The organism is Cytobacillus sp. QJM3NY_8, from assembly GCF_056173585.1.
The window spans coordinates 4121864-4140513 of the sequence record NZ_CM149681.1; the positions used below are offsets into that span (position 1 = coordinate 4121864).

An 18650-nucleotide genomic window follows, 5' to 3' on the forward strand; every position below is an offset into this window, starting at 1 on the left:
TTGAAAGTTGCCAGACTTAAATGCACCCCATAAAATAAATAGTGAAAACAGTATGGAAGGGAAGGGGAATCACAATGAATTTTCAGTTTGATTTGATAGAAGATAAGGTTGAGTTCTTTGAGGCTCTTGCTTTAAAAGATCTTGAAAAGAAGATAAATGCACAAATTGAGCATAATAAAGCAATTCTTTTAACCGTCCATCACGTTTCCCATCAAATGCATCTCGATGAGAATGGGAGAACGTATTACTCGGCAGTGGTGCACTTTAAGGCAAAAAAATAAGGACGCCGCTGGCGTCCTTATTACCTAATTAATTTATTGCATTTAAAACTTCCACTTTGGATGGCTTCCAGCCTTCTCCGTCAACCCAGTCAATATATACTCGGTACTTTTCGCTTTGATCTTTTGTGGAAATTGTCCCAACAGAGCTGTTTGGCCCATTATTGCCAAGGAACCAAACAGTCATATTGCCCTGTTCGATACCTGTAGCATATGAAATGGCACTGAGCATTTCCTGCCAATCCACATGATTTTGATCGTAGACAGCAGTATGTTCTCCGGACTGAGATGTGCCGACTGGTTTCCATGCTGGATTTTCAATCGTTTTTTCAACATCAGGCCCGCTTCCGCCTTCTGTTACGACTTGTTCTTTATCTTCCTCAGACTCATCTTCAGCTTCATTCTCTTCAGCCTCTTTTTCTTCTTTATCAGATTCTTTATCTGCTTTCTCTTTGTCTTTACTCTTATCCTGCTCTATGTCATTGTCCTGGTCTTCCTGGCTGCTCTCATTTTGTTTCGATTCAGATGCTGTCTGTTCATCAGCAGGAACTGCCTGGTCATTATTTCCGCCGAGGAATATTTTGGCTGATACAACAATAATTAGGACGATAACAAATGCAATAAGACTATTTAAAATGATATTGGTTTTTTTTCTTTTTTCCCGTTTTCCAAAACGGGATTCTCTGCTATTCCCTTTCAAGGCTTTCTCCTCCCAAATCTGTCAAGATTACAAGTAAATATCTAAAGGTGCTGTTTGATACACTAATATAATATATTTTTACTTATAAATCAGTCCGTTAATTTCCGCTACAGGCCGCAGCGAACCCGCGGGGAGTGCTGCGAGCTTCCCGCAGGAGTAAAGCGCCCTCCGCTCCAATCAACTCAGTGCATATGCATAAAATCTACATACGTTGATAGAATCAATATTAAAACCTAAACAGCGGCTGTCAACATTCTAACATGGAAACAGGTTATCTTAAAAGGAATAACCTATGGACTCAGGCACTGCCAGCAGTTATATGGACGACGGCAGCATGAGGAAAGTTACACTATACCATATTTGTTTAAGAGTCTGCAGAGCCAGATGGAGGATTTTCTTCATTATGATTATTGTTATAGATTTCTTTCACAATATCAGAAAAAAGCGGATTTACTCCTCCTGTGTCTTCAGTAACTTCCAGGTTTACAGCTACAAGGGCATATTTTGGGTTTTTATAAGGAAAATAACCCGCAAACCATTTATTGTGAAGCTGTTGCCCATCTGCCATAATACCTGTTTCTGCAGTGCCCGATTTGCCTGCAACCTCGTATGGAAGTTCTTTAAACCAGCGGCCGGTCCCTTCTTCATTTAATACTACTTCCCTAAGCAGCCTTTGAAGCTTCATAGCGGTAAAAGGGGCAATTTTATCTCCCTCCAGCTTCTGCTCCTTGAATTCTATAAGAGATGTACTGTTTTTATATTCTATTTTAGAAACAACCCGGACCATTTCTTTATCTCCTCCTCTTGCTATAGTTGCCATCATGTTGGCAACAGCAAGTGGAGTGGCTCTCACTTCATGCTGTCCGATCCCTGTCAAGCCTGCAAAATTACTGTCTTTTTTTGCATCTTCTGACAGAAACACTCGTCCTTTTTCTTCGTCTTGAAGCTGTTTGAAATCATTAAAATGATAAATATCCCCCTGCCAGCTCACAGGACCCATTAATGAAAGTTTATCTGCATACTCCTCAAGGAGATCCGGGTTAATATCTTTTAGCTCCTTAGCAATGGAAGCAAATGTATTATTGCAGCTTCTGGCAAAGCTATCATTAAAATTCAGCATCCCATGCTGGTATTTAAGATCAGGCTCCCCGTTTATTTTCCTGCTGCAGTCAAATTGCCTTTTCGGATCGTCCAGACCTTGATCAATTGCCGCAGCTGCCACCACTGTTTTAAAAACTGATCCCATAATTTGCTGTTTAATCATATGATTTACTGTTCCGCTGCTTTCTTCATCAAAAGGATTATCTTTGTTAATGGATGGACGTGACACCATAGCCAAAACTGAATTAGTCTCTATATCAAGGAGGACAACTCCCCCTTTTTTAATCCCATGCTGATCAGCCAATTTTTCGGTCATCATCTGCAAATCGTAGTCCAAGGTTGTTTTAATATTGACCGGATAAAAGGGATTTGCCGGCTCAACATATTTTACATCAATCCCAAACAGCGGGCCGCCTGTCCCGTCCACATGATAAACAAGTTTTGATGCTCCTTCAGGAAGCAGAAACTCATCAAAACTTTTCTCCATGCCGGTAATGCCGATCATTGTGTCAGAAGACAGATCTTTGCTCGGATATCTTTCATTTAAAACGTTCTGATTTTGTCCAGTAATTCCAATAAGCTGGGCTGCAGGTTTTTCGGAACGGCTGTATTTCTTCTCAACAGCAAAGACACCCGGAATTTTCAATGCATTGATGTCCTCCATCTGCTCGAATGACAGCTGAATTGGCTCTGGGGTTCCAAAAGCAAAAGGCTCCTTTGCATTCTCAACTGAATGTCGCAAGGAATACTCCGAAGCACCTGTAATCTTAGATATCTTATTTATATCCCATTCCATTCTTGCAAGGAAGGGGAATAATATAAGAACAGATTTATTTTCAAATGTCATTGGGTTTCCGCTGCGATCCAGGAAATTCCCTCTTCCTGCATCAATAATCATTTCCTGGGAACGCTGGCGGACACTCGATTCCAATAAATTAATTTCTCTGTCTGTAAAATGCTCTGTTGAAACAAGCTGCAGCTGTATCAGTCTGCCCATAAGAAAACCAAGGACCATGAAACTAACGATTAGCCAGCCTACTGCTCTTTTTCTCCACATAAAAAACACCTCGTCAAAAGTCTTGACGAGGTTTTCTGATTTCAAACCAGCTATTCTTATTTAATGGAAACAATACGTACGTTCATTTCTCCACCCGGAGTCTGAACAGTCACTTCATCTCCAACTGTACGGCCAATCAGGCTTTTGGCAATTGGCGAATCATTTGAGATTTTCCCTTCAAATGGATCCGCCTCAGCACTTCCCACGATAGTGTAAGTTTCTTCGTCTCCATCTGGAAGCTCTACGAAAGTAACGGAACGGCCAAGTCCCACAATATCTCCGGCCATTTCTTCTTCTTGGATGATCTTTGCATTGCGGATCATATTTTCAAGAGTGGTAATCCTGCCTTCAACAAATGCCTGCTCTTCTTTCGCTGAATCATATTCTGAGTTCTCGGAAAGATCCCCGAAGCTTCTTGCGATTTTTATACGTTCAACCACTTCTTTGCGTTTAACCGATTTTAAATATTCAAGTTCCTGCTCAAGTTTTTCTTTACCTGCTTGTGTCATTGGGAAAACCTTTTCTGTAGCCAAAACCTTCACTCCTTCGAATTACACATCTTTAAAAGTATGTGTTCTATAATGTATGTACTTCTTTTTATCATATTTTTAGGAAAATGAACAGGAGCGCGTCCTTTGTTAAAGGGCGCGCAGATCATCTTTTTATGTTCACTGGCTCTGATAATTTTAAAATGCTGATCGCAAGCAACATAGCCATTCGGTAAAAGGATAAGTCCTATTGAACATTTTCAATGCTATTGTTTCATAAAAATGACTTTTGTTCAAGAATTGTTTGAATTTTTGTGACCATTAAATCGATGGCAACATAATTATGCCCGCCTTCAGGAATAATGATGTCAGCATATCTTTTGGTCGGCTCTATAAATTGATTATGCATCGGCCGTACCACATTTACATATTGTTCTATAACTGAATCCATGGTGCGTCCCCGTTCTTTTATATCCCTGAATAAGCGGCGGATAATACGCAGGTCGGCATCCGTATCTACATATAATTTCATGTCCATCAGATTACGGAGCCTCTCATCCTCAAGGATCAGAATGCCTTCTAAAATGATGACATCCTTTGGTTCGACTTCAATTACCTCTTCGGACCTTGTATGCATGGCATAATCATATACAGGCTTGTTAATCGGTTCATATCTCAGCAGGTTTTCAATATGTTCAATTAGCAGGTCGTTATCAAATGCAAGCGGATGGTCATAATTCGTTTTCAATCTTTCTTCAAAAGGCAGATGAGTCTGATCCTTATAATAATAGTCCTGTTCGATCATAAGGATTGAATGCCCTTTGAAACGATCATAGATCGCTTTGGTTACGCTCGTTTTTCCTGAGCCGGAACCGCCGGCCACCCCAATTACAACGGGTTTGCGTTTCATTGATTAGAGCTCCTTTCGCATCATGTTGTTAGGGTATACCGGCTTATCAACCTTAAATTGAACAATTTGAAGCGGATGGCGCGCTGCATCCAGCTCATTGCCTTTTTCATCCCATATTTTATCGATGACTTGTGTAAAATTGTCAATTTCCGGACCAAAGAATTCCACTTCTTCTCCAGGCTGAAATTTGTTTCTCTGCTGAAGGGTAACAACCTGTGTATCCGGATTGTATTCCAGTACAAGCCCAACGAAATCGATATTCGTCTTTTTGCTATGATTTCCAAACATTTGCTCTTTATACCCAGGAACCCCTTCAAAGAAAGCGGGAGCTGTTTCGCGATTAGCACATTTATCGAGCTCTACAAGCCATTCCTGCTTAATCTTGAAGTTATCTGGATCTGCACAATAGGCATCAATCACTTTACGGTACACGCTGACTACTGTTGCAATGTAATGAATGGATTTCATGCGTCCTTCTATTTTTAAGCTGTCGATTCCCAGTTCAATCATACGGGGAATTGATTCAATCAGCTTAAGATCTTTCGGACTCATGGCAAAAGGAGCATCTCCTTCGCTGTATAAAGGAACTTCATTCTCGCCTTCAAGCTGGTATAAATCATAATCCCAGCGGCAGGATTGACAGCAGCCGCCTCTGTTGGAATCACGGGCTGTCATATGATTGCTGAGTGTACAGCGTCCGGAGTAAGCAATGCACATAGCCCCGTGGATGAAGGTTTCAATTTCAATGTCTACCTTCTCCTTCATTTCTTTGATTTCCTCCGCACTTGTTTCACGCGCAAGGACGACACGCTCCAATCCTTCTTCTTTCCAGAACTCCACTGCTTTCCAGTTAGACAGGGACTGCTGCGTGCTTAAATGGACTTCTATCTCAGGTGCAACACGGCGGCAGGTTTCAATGATAAGCGGATCTGCTACAATGATTCCAGCTACTCCTGCTTCTTTAAGACCCAGCAAATACTCCTCAAGACCATCAATATTTTCGTTATGCGCGAAAATATTGGTTGTAACATAAATCTTAGCTCCGTATTTTTTGGCGAATTCCACGCCCTCTTTCATTTCTTCAAAAGTGAAGTTGCCTGCGTTCGAACGAAGGCCATATTCCTGTCCGCCAATAAACACGGCGTCTGCACCATAGTGGACGGCAATCTTCAGCTTTTCAAGGTTTCCTGCCGGAGCAAGCAATTCAGGCTTCTTTACAATAACCCTTTTGCCGTTGACAATTTCGGAAATTTTCTCTTTTACCGCTGCCATAAAGCTTCCTCCTCTTTCTTTTTAATTTAGTCAAATCAGTAGACGGTTTCTTTAAAGAAGAATCCTGTATCAAGCTTACGGTTTGCTGGCTGAATTTCTTCAATTTCAGCGAGTAGATCCTCTTTTATTTCATCGTATTGGTCCGGGTCTTCAACACATAGATCAATAGCTTTTCTGTAGAGCTTAGTGACTTCGATAATATATTCAGGACTTTTTAATACCCCGTCAATTTTAAATGAATCAACGCCAGCTTCAATCATTTCCTGCAGTTCATCAATAATGCAGATGTCATTAGGGCTCATGATATGGGTGCCATTTTCATCTTCAAAGATCGGGTATTTGTTTTCCCGTTCCTTATCGTGAAGGAACATATTTCTTTCCTGTTTGCGGTTTTCAACTTCCAGAGCTTTTCCCTGGTATTCATAATAATTGCCAAGCAAGGAGCGCTTAGATTGGAACATTGCAGTCATGCCATGAACCTGCACTTCAATTTCCACTTCAGCATTTTCTTTTATTTCAATGATGGCATCCATATTAATCTCTCTTGCCAGGACTGCGCGTTTAGCACCTTTTCTGCCCCAGTAATTGCATGTATACCAGTTTGTTGCAGTAGTTTCAGTATTCCAATGAAGTTTCATATCAGGTGCAGCCGAGCGGGCTGCCATCAATACTGCAGGATCCCCAAAGATGATAGCATCTGCATTTATTTCTTTTAAGAAACTGATATAGCCCTCGAGTTCAGGCACTTTATCATTATGAAATAAAGCATTCATCGCCACATACACTTTTTTCCCATGCTCGTGGGCAATTTCCACCGTTTTTTGCACATCTTCCCTTGTAAATTCTCCTGCAAGCCTCAGTCCAAAACGCTGTTCACCTACAACAAAGGCATCTGCACCAGCTGACACAAGCTGCTCGATATCTTCAACTCTTGCGGGTGTTACTAAGAGTTCAGGTTTTTTCATTATGATCACCTCTTTTTACTAATTGCCACGCCATCCCCAACAGGCAAAATAACTGTGTGGTATTCAGGATGACTCATTAACCATTTATTAAAAACATCAATTTTTTTAACCAGATTCCGGATACGTTTATTTTCTATATCAGGTTCACACACAAGACCTTTAAAAAGAACATTGTCTGTAATGATTACGCCATCAGAAGAGAGATAGCGGGAATATAATTCAAAAAAACGCTGATATTGTCCCTTTGCTGCATCGATAAATATAGCATCATAGGGTCCATGTTTTTTGACATCCTCCTCAACTTCCAGAGCATCTCCCTTTATAATAAGGATTTGCTCCTTTTTCCGGGCTTCATCTATATATTGCTCGGCAAGCTGATAACGTTCCACATCGCGTTCAATTGTTACAATTTTCGCTTCAGGAACTGCAAATGCCATTCTGAGAGCAGAATAGCCAATTGCTGTGCCTACTTCCAAAATCGTTTTAGGCCTTTGGATGCGCAAAAGCTGAAGCATTGCCTCGATCCCTGCCAGTTCCATGATCGGTACATTATGTTCCCTGGCGTATTGCTCCATTTTGTCCAGTAACTGGGGTCTTTCAGGTATTATTTCCTCTATATATGCATGCAGCTTATCGTTCATCAAGCTGGCATCACCTCGTTCAGACGGAATTTTATTGTCAAGCTGCGGCTCCCAGGGACTCACAGGTCTCAGCCGCTTTTCTATTTAGACATGAAAAAATAGCGTTCACAGATAGGATGTGAAAATGCGCTGTGCGGCATTCCGGCTTAGGTGAGCCTGTATCCATGCTTGTCCGTGATTTACGCTATTGCAAAGCTATATCGCAGTCTAACGGACAATAAGACCCCACTCCAAGACTGAATGAAAATCAAAGAAGTATATGTGAGGTCAAACTGTCCGTAAAGGTACGAAAGAAGAACAAAGACTAAGAACGCCACGTCCTTCCAAAAGCTGCGCTTTCGGTCGTGCGATGTATCGCTGCCGTAGCTTTCCTTGTCCAGTGGCAATGTCTTTGTAACCCACATCCTGTGGGCCTTAACTAACAATTAGCGGGGATAAGGCCCCCACTAATTGAAGTTTCACTGTAATAAAACACCTGATCTATTTTACCATAATTAAAAGGGGAATGCTATATCTGCACATTCCCCTTTTTGCTGTTCAATTATTTGTTATATGCTGTGCTTTCTTTTGATTATGCTCATCCAGAGTTTTTGAGAAAAGCACTTCTCCTGTAGAGGTAGCCAGGAAATACAGGTAATCTGTCTCTGCAGGCACCAATGCTGCTTCAATCGATGAAACACCGGCATTGGCAATTGGTCCTGGCGTCAGTCCAGGATACTTATAAGTGTTGTATGGCGAGTCGATCTCCAGGTCTTTATATAGGACCCTTGATTTATGCTCTCCATGTGCATACAGGACAGTTGGATCTGTCTGAAGCGGCATTCCTGTGTCTATCCGATTGTAGAAAACACTGGCAATCTGATCACGGTCTACTTTCGCCGTTGCTTCTTCCTCAATGAGCGATGCCATTGTCAATAATTTGTGCGGGGTGTATTCACGCTGCTCCATGTCACCTCTATATTCATTAATAACTGATGCCGTTTTATCGAGCATAACTTTGACAATTTCCTCTATAGTCGGATCTTCTTTGTAAAAAGGATAGGTTGCCGGAAATAAGTATCCTTCAAGGGGATACTTAATATTTTGTGCAAGGATTTCCTTTGTCAGCAATTTAGGATATTCTGCCATTAACGACTCAATAAACGCTTTATCATTGAGTTTCTTTAAAACGTCTTCAGGTTTTTTATCAGTCTTTTCGGCAATAATTCCTGCAATTTGCTCAAGCTGTTTTCCCTCAGGAATGGTGATCTTGAAAGCCATTTCTTCCATAACTTTACCTGTTTTCAAGCTATCCAGGATTTCCTTCATATTCATGGAAGGCTTTAATTCATATTCTCCTGCCATGAATCCAGCTTCATTTTTAAATTTCACATAATATTTAAATACACGTGCATCCCTGATGATTCCATTTTCTTCAAGAACAGTGCCGATTCCTGTAACAGATGAACCGATTGGTATTTCTACTTTCTTTGGCTTATCATTGTCGGGATCAACAGGCTTTAAAGCTGAATTAATATAAAAATATCCGCCGCCAATCACTGCAGCAGCTGAGATTAATAATATGATTGCAACAATCATTACAATTTTCCGGACTACTTTCGCTTCCCCTTGGCGCTCAATCATTTTTTCGCGCATTATTTCTTTTTTCCCTTTTTTATCGTCTGCCGACATCACATATCCCCTCCGTTCCAAAGACGTTGGCTTCTTTTGCAAAAGACAGGCTAAATCATGATGTTATCCTGTAAATTAACCAGTTGCTTGCTTGCCAACAGGCCTAAGAATAATTCCTGATACATCTCGGCTTATTATACTATATTTTCTTTTGGAAGTCGCAGGATATTACAAAAACCAAAAAGATTCGCCAATTTTTTCCACATTTTTCACTCCTGATTTTATTAATTATGGTCCATCTGAACTAATATCAGAAATCCAGAGAAAATAAAAAAACTGGCCCGGGGGCCAGTTTTATTAATCTTCCTGCTCATCAAGGAATGTGTTAAGCATTTCTTCAATTAAATCCCATTCCTCTTCTGTTTCGATTGGCTGCAGTTCGCCGTCCTTGCTGTCTTCGCTTGGGCTGAATGCCGATGCATGAATTTCAATTTCTTCATCATCATTTTCATCTGCCCCCACTGGGTAGTACAGGACATATGATTTGCCGAATTCTTCGGAATCGAACGTGAACAATACTTCGCAAAGCTGCTCGTTGCCTTCCTCGTCAATTACAGTAATGTTGTTATCTCCATGGTTCATTTCTGTTCACCTCATTAAATTTGGCTATTTAAAAAGCCTTGTAAAATCATGACGGCTGCCATTTTATCAATGACCTTTTTCCGTTTCTTGCGGCTGACATCCGCTTCAAGCAAAACTCTTTCAGCTGCCATTGTAGAGAGACGTTCGTCCCATAATACGACTGGAAGACCAAATAGCTTTTCCAGCTCTGAAGCATAGAACTGGCTTGCTTCTCCGCGGGGGCCAATGGTTCCATTCATATTTTTAGGCAAGCCGACAACAATTTTACTGACTTCATGCTCTTTTATTATTTCACTAATTCTTTCAAAACCAAACTCTTTTTCTTCCTCGCTGATTTTGATGGTTTCCAAGCCCTGCGCTGTCCATCCAAACGCATCACTTAGAGCGACGCCGACTGTCTTAGAGCCGACATCCAGTCCCATAGTCCGCATGTTTACCCCTCACGCTGCTGTTTTAAGTATGATTTAACCAATTCTTCGATGATCTCATCCCGTTCAAGTTTACGGATGATATTGCGGGCATCCTTATGGCGGGGAATGTAAGCTGGATCCCCGGACAGCAGATAACCGACAATTTGGTTAATAGGGTTATACCCTTTTTCCTGGAGGGCCTCATAAACTTGAAAAAGAACTTCATTCACATCTTGTTCGATTGGTTCCTCAGGAAAATTGAACCTCATTGTTTTATCAAATGAGCTCATATCTTACACCTCGCTTTTCTGTATGAAGGATGAGGATAGCTTAAATGTGCCGGAACTGAAATCCGGTGAACAGCCAGCTTGTCCTGCTCTTCATAACGGTTTGGCCTGCCGCCTGAATATACAGAGCGATCAATAAATGATCTTGTTCGTGACAGGAAAACATGGTGAAGAACAAGCTGTTTCTTCCTGATGATGAACAATTTCTCTTGGTTACCTTCATTTTACACTACTTCTCAGGGATATCAAACGGATTTAACCCATTCTTCCACAAATTGCAGAGCACTTTCAAGTTTTTCCGGGTCTTTTCCGCCAGCCTGGGCCATGTCCGGACGGCCGCCTCCTCCGCCGCCGCATTTTGCAGCGACTTCTTTGACCGCTTTGCCCGCATGGAAACCTTTTTTGATAAGGTCATCTGTTACCCCAGCTATAATATTCACTTTACCCTCATTTACACTGCCTAATACAACAACTGCAGATCCGAGCTTTTGTTTTAAATCGTCGGCCATATTGCGCAGGTTATTCATGTCTGACGCCTGGACCTTCTCAGCAAGAACAGTAATGCCGTTGATTTCTTTTGCCTTTGATACCAGGCTCCCTGCTTCAATATTGCCCAATTTCGCAGCTAAAGATTCGTTTTCTCGCTGCAGCTGCTTCATTTCTCCAAGCAGCACATCAATTCTTGAAGATAAATCTTTTGGATTGGTTTTTAATTTGCCTGAAGCTTCTTTTAAAACATGAATCTGGTCATTCATCAGCTTGTATGCAGCCTCGCCGGTTACAGCTTCAATTCTGCGAGTTCCTGCCCCAATTCCGCTTTCCGATTGAATCTTAAACAATCCGATCGAAGAAGTGTTCGGAACATGGCACCCGCCGCAAAGCTCAAGACTATAATCTCCAACCTGAACAACACGGACAATTTTTCCATATTTCTCTCCAAATAGTGCCATAGCCCCCATTGCCTTTGCCTCGTCAATATCTTTGAAATTGATATCAACATCAAGGCTTTCCCAAATTTGTTCGTTGACAATAGCCTCAATCTTCTCCAGTTCTTCAGAGGTAATTTGACCGAAATGAGAGAAGTCAAAGCGCAGGCGATCAGGACCTACCAGAGATCCAGCCTGGTTGACATGGCTTCCCAATACATCTTTTAAAGCCTGATGAAGCAAGTGAGTTGCTGTGTGATTCTTGATTACCTTAGAACGTATTTGCTCATCTACCGAAGCCAATACAGATGCTTCAGCCTTCAGCGTCCCTTCTTCAATGACAGCTCTATGAAGGTTTTGTCCATTTGGCGCTTTTTGAACATCCTTAATGGAAACCTTTAAACCCTCTTCTTTAAGAGTTCCCTGGTCCGCAATCTGTCCGCCGCTCTCTGCGTAAAATGGTGTTTCATTCAGAATCAGCTGGACTTCTTCACCAGCATGGGCTTCATCAATTAGCTGCCCGTCTTTTACGATGGCTGCTACTTTAGCTGCTGTCTGAAGCTTATCATATCCAACAAATTCGCTTTCAATTTTCAACTCACCTAATACGCCGCCTTGGACCTGCATGGAATCTACATCCTGGCGCGCTGAACGTGCACGCTCACGCTGACCTTCCATTTCCTTTTCAAACCCGGCATGATCCACTTTCATTCCTTCTTCTTCCGCATATTCCTCAGTTAATTCTACGGGGAATCCATACGTATCATAAAGTCGGAAGACATCTGCCCCCTGAATCGTAACACTGCCTTTTTCCTTTTCTTTCTTAATTACAGATGACAGGATGGCCAGACCTTCATGAAGTGTTTCATGGAAACGTTCTTCTTCATTTTTGATGACTTTTTGAATAAATTCTGTTTTTTCTTTTACTTCCGGATAGAAGTCATGCATTATTTCCCCTACTACCGGCACCAAATCATACATGAATGGCTCATTTATATTGATTTGCTTGGCATATCTGACTGCACGGCGAAGCAATCTTCTCAAAACATAACCCCGTCCTTCATTGGAAGGCAGTGCACCATCCCCCACTGCGAATGCTACTGTGCGGATATGATCAGCAATAACTTTAAATGCAACATCGGTTTCTTTAGAAGCTCCATATTTCTTGCCCGAGATTTCTTCTGTTCCTCGGATAATCGGCATAAATAAATCTGTATCAAAGTTTGTAGGCACATTTTGTACGACAGATGCCATCCGTTCAAGACCCATACCGGTATCAATATTTTTCTTTGGAAGAGGCGTATAGGTGCCATCCGGATTATGATTGAATTCAGAAAACACAAGGTTCCAAACTTCTAAATAGCGATCATTTTCACCGCCTGGGTATAGTTCAGGATCTTCCGGGTCATTTCCATATTCGGGTCCGCGATCATAGAAAATTTCTGTATTTGGGCCGCTTGGGCCTTCTCCAATATCCCAGAAGTTTCCTTCGAGGCGGATAATTCTTTCTTCCGGAACCCCCACTTTTTCCCGCCAGATTTTAAAAGCTTCGTCATCTTCGGGATGAATCGTAACAGATAGCTTTTCATCTTCAAACCCAATCCAATTTTTATCAGTCAAAAACTCCCAGGCCCAAATGATGGCTTCTTCTTTAAAGTAATCACCAATTGAGAAATTGCCAAGCATTTCAAAAAATGTATGGTGCCTTGCTGTTTTGCCTACATTTTCGATATCGTTGGTGCGGATGGATTTTTGGGCATTTGTAATCCTTGGATTCTCTGGGATGACACGGCCGTCAAAATATATTTTTAGAGTGGCAACACCACTATTAATCCAAAGCAGAGAAGGGTCTTCGTGCGGAACTAGGGAAGCGCTGGGTTCAACAGCGTGTCCTTTCTCCTTGAAGAAGTCTAAAAACATTCGGCGTATTTCTGCACCTGATAATTGTTTCATACTAACCAGCCTCCTAAAATTATGTAAAAGCTTTAAAAAAACACAAAAAAAGCCCTCATCCCTGGACAGGGACGAGAGCTTGCTCGCGGTACCACCCTGATTATGGAAGTTTATGAACCAATGACCAGACCTTTATCCAGTTCATTAGGAAATCTCCCATCTCTCAGATCCTTAACGCGGATAAACGGCAGGGATTAGCTGCACTCGGGATTAGCTTTCTGTTATCCTTCATCTAGGAGTTCTTTCAGCCTGGGAACTCCCTCTCTTATGTGAATGCAATAGTAGCATTTCACGCAGATGGCCTATAACATACTTATTCCTTCAACATGTTTAATATAGCTTTATAGACGAATTATAGCGATTTATCTTTATTGTTGTCAACATCATGATGATGTTCCAGTGATTTTTGGTTGTTTATTTTTTGAAAAGTGTTTTTTCGCATGTATGATGCTTACTTTAATGACAGCTAAAATTGGAACTGCAATGATTAATCCCAATATCCCTGCTGCTTCCCCGCCAGCCAGCAAGGCCAGCATAATAAGAAGCGGATGCATATGAAGGCTTTTTCCAACAATGAGGGGTGATAGGATATTCCCCTCAAGAAACTGAAGAACAATAATGATGCCAACCGTAATCACGATCATCTTGACCGATAAAGCAGAGGCAATGATAACAGCCGGTACCGCTCCAATAATTGGGCCAAAATAAGGGATTACATTAGTGACCCCTATTATAGTGCCAAGCAAAAGAGGGTAGCGCATATCAAAGATCCAGAAAAGCAGAGAAGAAATGGCCCCGATGGCCGCACATACCAAAAGCTGTCCTCTAATATAGCTTCCCAGGGACTTATCTACATCTCTTAAGAATAAGACGCCTTCCTTTCTCCATTTCCTTGGCGTCAAATACCAGGCAGCCTTTTTCATAATCGAAAAATCTTTAAGCAGATAAAAAGAAATGAAGGGAATAACAGCGATAATCACAGCATAATTCAATACATTAAGAAAAAATGTGATTACCTTTGATAAAAGATTATTCAACCGTTTCTCCACCGCTGCAATGAAATCATCTATCCTGGTTTGCAGGCCATCAGGCCATGTTGATGTTTTACTCTGAATAAGGTCTATCCATCCCCGGTACTGATTGGCAAATTGAGGAGCATTTTCCGCAAGATCACGCAATTGGTGAATAAAAGCCGGAATCCCTTTATATAAAGCAAGGCTGATTCCTCCGAAAAATAAAAAATATATAATAAAAACGGCAAGCCCCCTATGAAGGCCAGTTTCATGCAATTTCTCCACAATCGGGTGAAGGAGATATGTAATAAATGCTCCAATAACAAACGGTATGAATACCGCAAATAAGATTTCCAGTACAGGCATCCATAATGCCTGAAGCTTTAGGAAGACTAAAATCACAATAAACAAGAGAAGCAGAAATCCAAGCCGGTAGTACCATTTCATTTGAATATTCAATATGGCCCGCCTCCTTGTTTTTATTGTGATAGGTTCCTGGGGATTTATACATGTGCTTAATAAGATAAGCGCAAGACATTTGTACATGAGAGGAAATCAGCCATTCCATTACACAAAAAAGCTGGCCCTTTTTAAGAACCAGCCCCAAAATCATTTTTAGAATAAAGCTTTCGTTATTTTTTTTTGCATGCGTTTCATTTTTCGGCCTGATATCATATTATTTTTTTTGGCGTAATTATAAGCCGCCATACCTGCACCAAGCATCATTGCAGAGGTTAATATTTTGTTCAATCTGCTCACCTCTTTCGTCCAAAATTACGAAAGATACCTGCGCTCATCTTCTTCAAATAAATCATCAAGGGAGCTAAGTGTACCATCTTCCTCTACCTGATGGGTATTAATAACCCCCTTGGCCAAGGAAAGTTCTATAAAGCAATTCCAGCAGTAATATTGGTTAATTCCAATTTTTCCAATATCTTTGCTCTGGCAATTTGGACATTTCAGCACGGAAAAGACACCTCACTATTTTACATTTACAATTATGGCGTCTTTTCCTATTGCAGGCGGGTCATCGGTTTTTATGACACGTTTTCCTTCCAGCACATCTGAAAAGAAGCCATCCGACAGTTCGTACCCTACAATCGTGCCCAATTCTTCCCTGAAGTATACATCCTCAAGTAAGCCCAGCCGTTCACCTTCCTGGCTCATAATCATTTTGCCTGTTAACCGGTTATGGGTCTCACATGTATAATCCTCATGTTTTGGAATTGCTTGCAGAACAGAGGAATCTTCAATCATTACTCCATCCCAGCCAAAAGATGTTACGTCCTCAATATTGATGATATATGTCTTTTTCAGAAGAGCGCCCTTTCGCAGCAGTAATCCCTGTACTTTACCGGTGCCTGTGATGGATAAATCACAAATATCGCCTGCTTTATTGCCGGTTTTCAATTCAAAAACCGGCAAACCCTTTAATAAAGAAAATGTCCGCAAAGAGAATCCCGCCTTCCCGAACATTTTTAGTTTTCACTGTCCCTTAAAAAACATGACGAAAAACCTTTGCCATGGGAGCCAAAACATTTTTTCTTTCCCTTTTACTTGCCAGTATATCTCCGCTTATTAAAGCGCTCATTACGCTCTCCACCATCCGAAAGTTCCTCTGAAAATTCATAATCCGGCTGCTGCGGCTTTTTACGCCGTTTCACACCATGGAGATTGAGAAGAGAGGTTCTGCTTTTATTATTCATGTTCACTGCTCCTATATATAAATTTATAATCAAACGACTACACAGTGCTTCTATTGCCAGGATTATTTAATTCCCCTTTGGCTGAATCTTTCTTAGTATCCCCTTTAACCAGGTCAGCGCTGGAGGTTAGATTGGAGGCTGACAGCTCTTCTGAAGCCATATTGTTGTTTGGTGCAGCTTCTTCATTCCACTTTCCCATGAAATCCCCCCTCGAAATCTGATGGTATACAAAAAGAACAGTCTGTTATTAAGACTGTTCTTTTTAGCTATACTCTTTTTCCATAAAATCATACGGTGTTATACTTCCCATTCCTATCATTGGATCGGCTTGGAGAAGCCTTTCTTCGAGGGTTAAGGTTTCAGGCAGTGATAACTCAGCTGTATCTTCCTGTATTGTTTCACCATTTAATGGAATGGCATCTCTAAGCTTTTCTGAAAGAGTTGTCAGTCGGGCCTGTTCATCCGCACGTTCCACACCGATTTTCAACGCATCTTCTTCACCGCACAGTATTAAAAATTGTCTGCTGCGGGTAATGGCGGTATAAAGAAGATTTCTCCTAAGCATCCTGTAATAGCTTTTAACAATTGGCAAAATGACGATAGGGAATTCACTTCCCTGGGATTTATGGACTGAACAGCAGTAGGCATGCGTGATCTGATTAAGATCCTGCCTTGTGTATGTAGCTTCTGCACCATCGAAGGATACGACAATCATATCCTGTTTTTCCGTATTTTCCTTTGCGTAAAAAATAGAAACAATCTCACCCATATCCCCATTAAACACATTATTCTCAGGCTGATTGACAAGCTGAAGGACTTTATCGCCGATTCTGTATTTCACATCACCGAAGGACAGCTCTTTTCTCGTTCCATCAGGATTTGGATTTAGTATTTCCTGCAATATTTCGTTTAGCCTGTCAATTCCTGCAGGTCCGCGGTACATAGGGGCAAGCACCTGAATATCTTTTGAAGAATAACCTTTCTTCTTGGCATTCAGGACAACCTTTTCAACAACATCCGCAATTTGGCCCGGCTGGCATTTGATAAAGGAACGATCTGTCTGCTGTGCAGAAATGTTCGCCGGAAGTTTGCCTTTTTTCATTTCATGAGCCAATTCAATGATTGAGGATCCTTCAGCCTGCCTGTATATATCTGTTAAACGAACGGTAGGAATACGTTCTGAACGCAAAAGATCTTTTAAAACCTGGCCTGGCCCCACTGAGGGCAGCTGATCTTCATCCCCCACAAGGATCACCTGCATATTTTCAGGGAGAGCCTTGAAAAGCTGATTAGCAAGCCAAACATCAACCATTGATGTCTCATCTACAATTAAAATCCTGCCTTCCAATGGACTCTCTTCATGCCGGTCAAACCCTTCGGTCCCATTCCAGCCAAGCAGGCGGTGGATGGTTACCGCAGGCAGCCCTGTTGACTCGGCCATCCGTTTTGCAGCCCTTCCTGTAGGCGCAGCCAGCAGGAAGGGAAAAGGCTCTTCCTTTTTATAGTCTTTTGGCTCCAGGGAGCAGCCATGCAGTTCGGCATATAACTCAACAATTCCTTTAATAACGGTTGTTTTTCCTGTACCAGGGCCGCCAGTCAGTATCAGCATAGGAGACATAAGAGCTGTTTGAATGGCTTCTTTTTGGGTCGGGGCGTACTGAACACCCAGACGTTCCTCCAGATTGCCAAGGGCCAAAAGAAATTCCGACTCCGGAAACTGTTCATCATATTGTGTTTGCTTAAGGATCCGTTTAATATTGGTTACAAGTCCCTTTTCAGAAAAGTAAAGGGATGGAAGGTATATTTTTTGGCCTTCAGCCATGATTTTCCCTTCCTCTTCAAGCTTAATCAGTTCATTGGATATATCCCTGTATTCAATGCTATCACGCTTATTTTCTTCTAAAAGCTTCTTCACACTTTGCAGAAGAGGTTTTGCTTCAGTATAAACATGGCCTGCCTGCATGCTTTCCATTTCAAGTATGTAGAGGCAGGCTGCTTTAATACGATCAGGATGATTACCTGATATGCCGATTTGATATCCCAGTTCATCTGCACGGCCAAAGCCGACTCCTTCTATATCCTCAACCAGCTTATACGGATTGCTTTGGACGACTTCAATCGTCATTTCTTTATATACTTGATAAATTCTCATGGAAAGCTGCGGACCAAAACCATATTGATTTAGCGCAATCATGGCTTGCTCAAGGCCTTGATGTTCCATAAGCGTGTCGTAAAGCAATTTTGCTTTTTCAGGTGACAGTTTTGGAACCTTATCGAGAAGAGACGGCTGATTCAGAATGCGTGTAATCGCATCTTCGCCAAGTGTTTCAACGATTTGCTCAGCGGTTTTCTTTCCAATCCCTTTAAATAATTCGCTTGATAAATAATTGGCTACACCTTGTTTGGTCTGGGGAAGATCTTTCCGGTAATGGCTTGCGTGGAATTGGACACCGAACTTAGGGTGATCCTTGAATTCACCGTAGAAAATATACGTTTCCTGCTCATGCATCTTTGGCAGATAACCTGTAATGACCGCTTCTTTTTCATCATAAGAGTCATTCGTTTCATCAACCCGGATTCGCACAACCGTATATAAGTTTTGCTCATTATGAAAGATTGTGACAAGATGTCTGCCTTTTATGAACTTTCCCTGTTCGACAAAAAGATCCATGGAATCCTGTTTCTCCATT

At 41.5% G+C, this 18650-nt stretch carries 20 protein-coding genes; 1 reads left to right on the forward strand and 19 read right to left on the reverse strand.

Translation table 11 applies throughout. The features are described 5' to 3' along the window. Positions 1 to 74: 74 nt before the first annotated feature. The gene (locus tag AC0VZ9_RS21255) at positions 75 to 281 is read left to right on the forward strand and encodes a YrzA family protein (RefSeq protein WP_009333050.1); all 207 of its coding nucleotides are present in this window, start codon (positions 75 to 77) and stop codon (positions 279 to 281) included. 28 nt (positions 282 to 309) lie between these two features. On the opposite strand, the gene AC0VZ9_RS21260 is transcribed toward AC0VZ9_RS21255, so the two are convergent. The 19 genes from AC0VZ9_RS21260 to recD2 form a co-directional block, all read right to left on the reverse strand. Further along, complete coding sequence (locus AC0VZ9_RS21260; RefSeq protein ID WP_019382887.1) at positions 310 to 978, reverse strand: YrrS family protein; 669 nt, start codon at positions 976 to 978, stop codon at positions 310 to 312. A 364-nt stretch (positions 979 to 1342) separates the two neighbouring features. Further along, on the reverse strand, positions 1343 to 3136 hold the full coding sequence (locus AC0VZ9_RS21265; protein WP_009333052.1) for a peptidoglycan D,D-transpeptidase FtsI family protein: 1794 nt from the start codon (positions 3134 to 3136) through the stop codon (positions 1343 to 1345). Positions 3137 to 3192: 56 nt separating this feature from the next. After that, entirely contained in the window at positions 3193 to 3669 is a 477-nt protein-coding gene (gene greA, locus AC0VZ9_RS21270; RefSeq protein ID WP_009333053.1) for a transcription elongation factor GreA, read from the reverse strand. A 229-nt stretch (positions 3670 to 3898) separates the two neighbouring features. Beyond that, positions 3899 to 4534, reverse strand: coding sequence for a uridine kinase (gene udk / locus AC0VZ9_RS21275; protein ID WP_009333054.1), 636 nt, complete (start codon positions 4532 to 4534; stop codon positions 3899 to 3901). Between the two features lie 3 nt (positions 4535 to 4537). Beyond that, the gene (locus AC0VZ9_RS21280) at positions 4538 to 5806 is read right to left on the reverse strand and encodes a peptidase U32 family protein (protein WP_009333055.1); all 1269 of its coding nucleotides are present in this window, start codon (positions 5804 to 5806) and stop codon (positions 4538 to 4540) included. 35 nt (positions 5807 to 5841) lie between these two features. Further along, positions 5842 to 6771, reverse strand: coding sequence for a peptidase U32 family protein (locus AC0VZ9_RS21285; protein WP_019382889.1), 930 nt, complete (start codon positions 6769 to 6771; stop codon positions 5842 to 5844). A 5-nt stretch (positions 6772 to 6776) separates the two neighbouring features. Beyond that, on the reverse strand, positions 6777 to 7412 hold the full coding sequence (locus tag AC0VZ9_RS21290; RefSeq protein WP_254178576.1) for an O-methyltransferase: 636 nt from the start codon (positions 7410 to 7412) through the stop codon (positions 6777 to 6779). 537 nt (positions 7413 to 7949) lie between these two features. Then, a complete protein-coding gene (mltG, locus tag AC0VZ9_RS21295; protein ID WP_019382891.1) occupies positions 7950 to 9083 on the reverse strand; it encodes an endolytic transglycosylase MltG in 1134 nt (377 codons plus the stop codon). A 297-nt stretch (positions 9084 to 9380) separates the two neighbouring features. Next, a complete protein-coding gene (locus AC0VZ9_RS21300; protein WP_009333059.1) occupies positions 9381 to 9665 on the reverse strand; it encodes a DUF1292 domain-containing protein in 285 nt (94 codons plus the stop codon). A 14-nt stretch (positions 9666 to 9679) separates the two neighbouring features. Further along, positions 9680 to 10096, reverse strand: coding sequence for a Holliday junction resolvase RuvX (gene ruvX, locus AC0VZ9_RS21305; RefSeq protein WP_026041800.1), 417 nt, complete (start codon positions 10094 to 10096; stop codon positions 9680 to 9682). Positions 10097 to 10098: 2 nt separating this feature from the next. Next, entirely contained in the window at positions 10099 to 10365 is a 267-nt protein-coding gene (locus tag AC0VZ9_RS21310) for an IreB family regulatory phosphoprotein (protein WP_475396703.1), read from the reverse strand. Positions 10366 to 10607: 242 nt separating this feature from the next. Then, entirely contained in the window at positions 10608 to 13241 is a 2634-nt protein-coding gene (alaS, locus tag AC0VZ9_RS21315) for an alanine--tRNA ligase (RefSeq protein WP_475396704.1), read from the reverse strand. A 383-nt stretch (positions 13242 to 13624) separates the two neighbouring features. After that, a complete protein-coding gene (locus tag AC0VZ9_RS21320) occupies positions 13625 to 14713 on the reverse strand; it encodes an AI-2E family transporter (RefSeq protein WP_475396705.1) in 1089 nt (362 codons plus the stop codon). Between the two features lie 156 nt (positions 14714 to 14869). Then, positions 14870 to 15004 carry a YrzQ family protein gene (locus AC0VZ9_RS21325; protein ID WP_475396706.1) on the reverse strand — a complete coding sequence of 45 codons (135 nt, stop codon included), beginning with the start codon at positions 15002 to 15004 and terminating at the stop codon, positions 14870 to 14872. Positions 15005 to 15028: 24 nt separating this feature from the next. Further along, positions 15029 to 15220, reverse strand: coding sequence for a hypothetical protein (locus tag AC0VZ9_RS21330; RefSeq protein ID WP_009333064.1), 192 nt, complete (start codon positions 15218 to 15220; stop codon positions 15029 to 15031). Between the two features lie 15 nt (positions 15221 to 15235). Then, a complete protein-coding gene (locus AC0VZ9_RS21335) occupies positions 15236 to 15706 on the reverse strand; it encodes a PRC-barrel domain-containing protein (protein WP_009333065.1) in 471 nt (156 codons plus the stop codon). 101 nt (positions 15707 to 15807) lie between these two features. Beyond that, complete coding sequence (locus AC0VZ9_RS21340; RefSeq protein WP_475396707.1) at positions 15808 to 15960, reverse strand: hypothetical protein; 153 nt, start codon at positions 15958 to 15960, stop codon at positions 15808 to 15810. Between the two features lie 37 nt (positions 15961 to 15997). Beyond that, positions 15998 to 16159, reverse strand: coding sequence for a hypothetical protein (locus AC0VZ9_RS21345; RefSeq protein ID WP_175502159.1), 162 nt, complete (start codon positions 16157 to 16159; stop codon positions 15998 to 16000). Positions 16160 to 16222: 63 nt separating this feature from the next. Continuing rightward, a complete protein-coding gene (gene recD2 / locus AC0VZ9_RS21350; RefSeq protein ID WP_475396708.1) occupies positions 16223 to 18649 on the reverse strand; it encodes an SF1B family DNA helicase RecD2 in 2427 nt (808 codons plus the stop codon). Between the last annotated feature and the right edge of the window lies 1 nt (position 18650).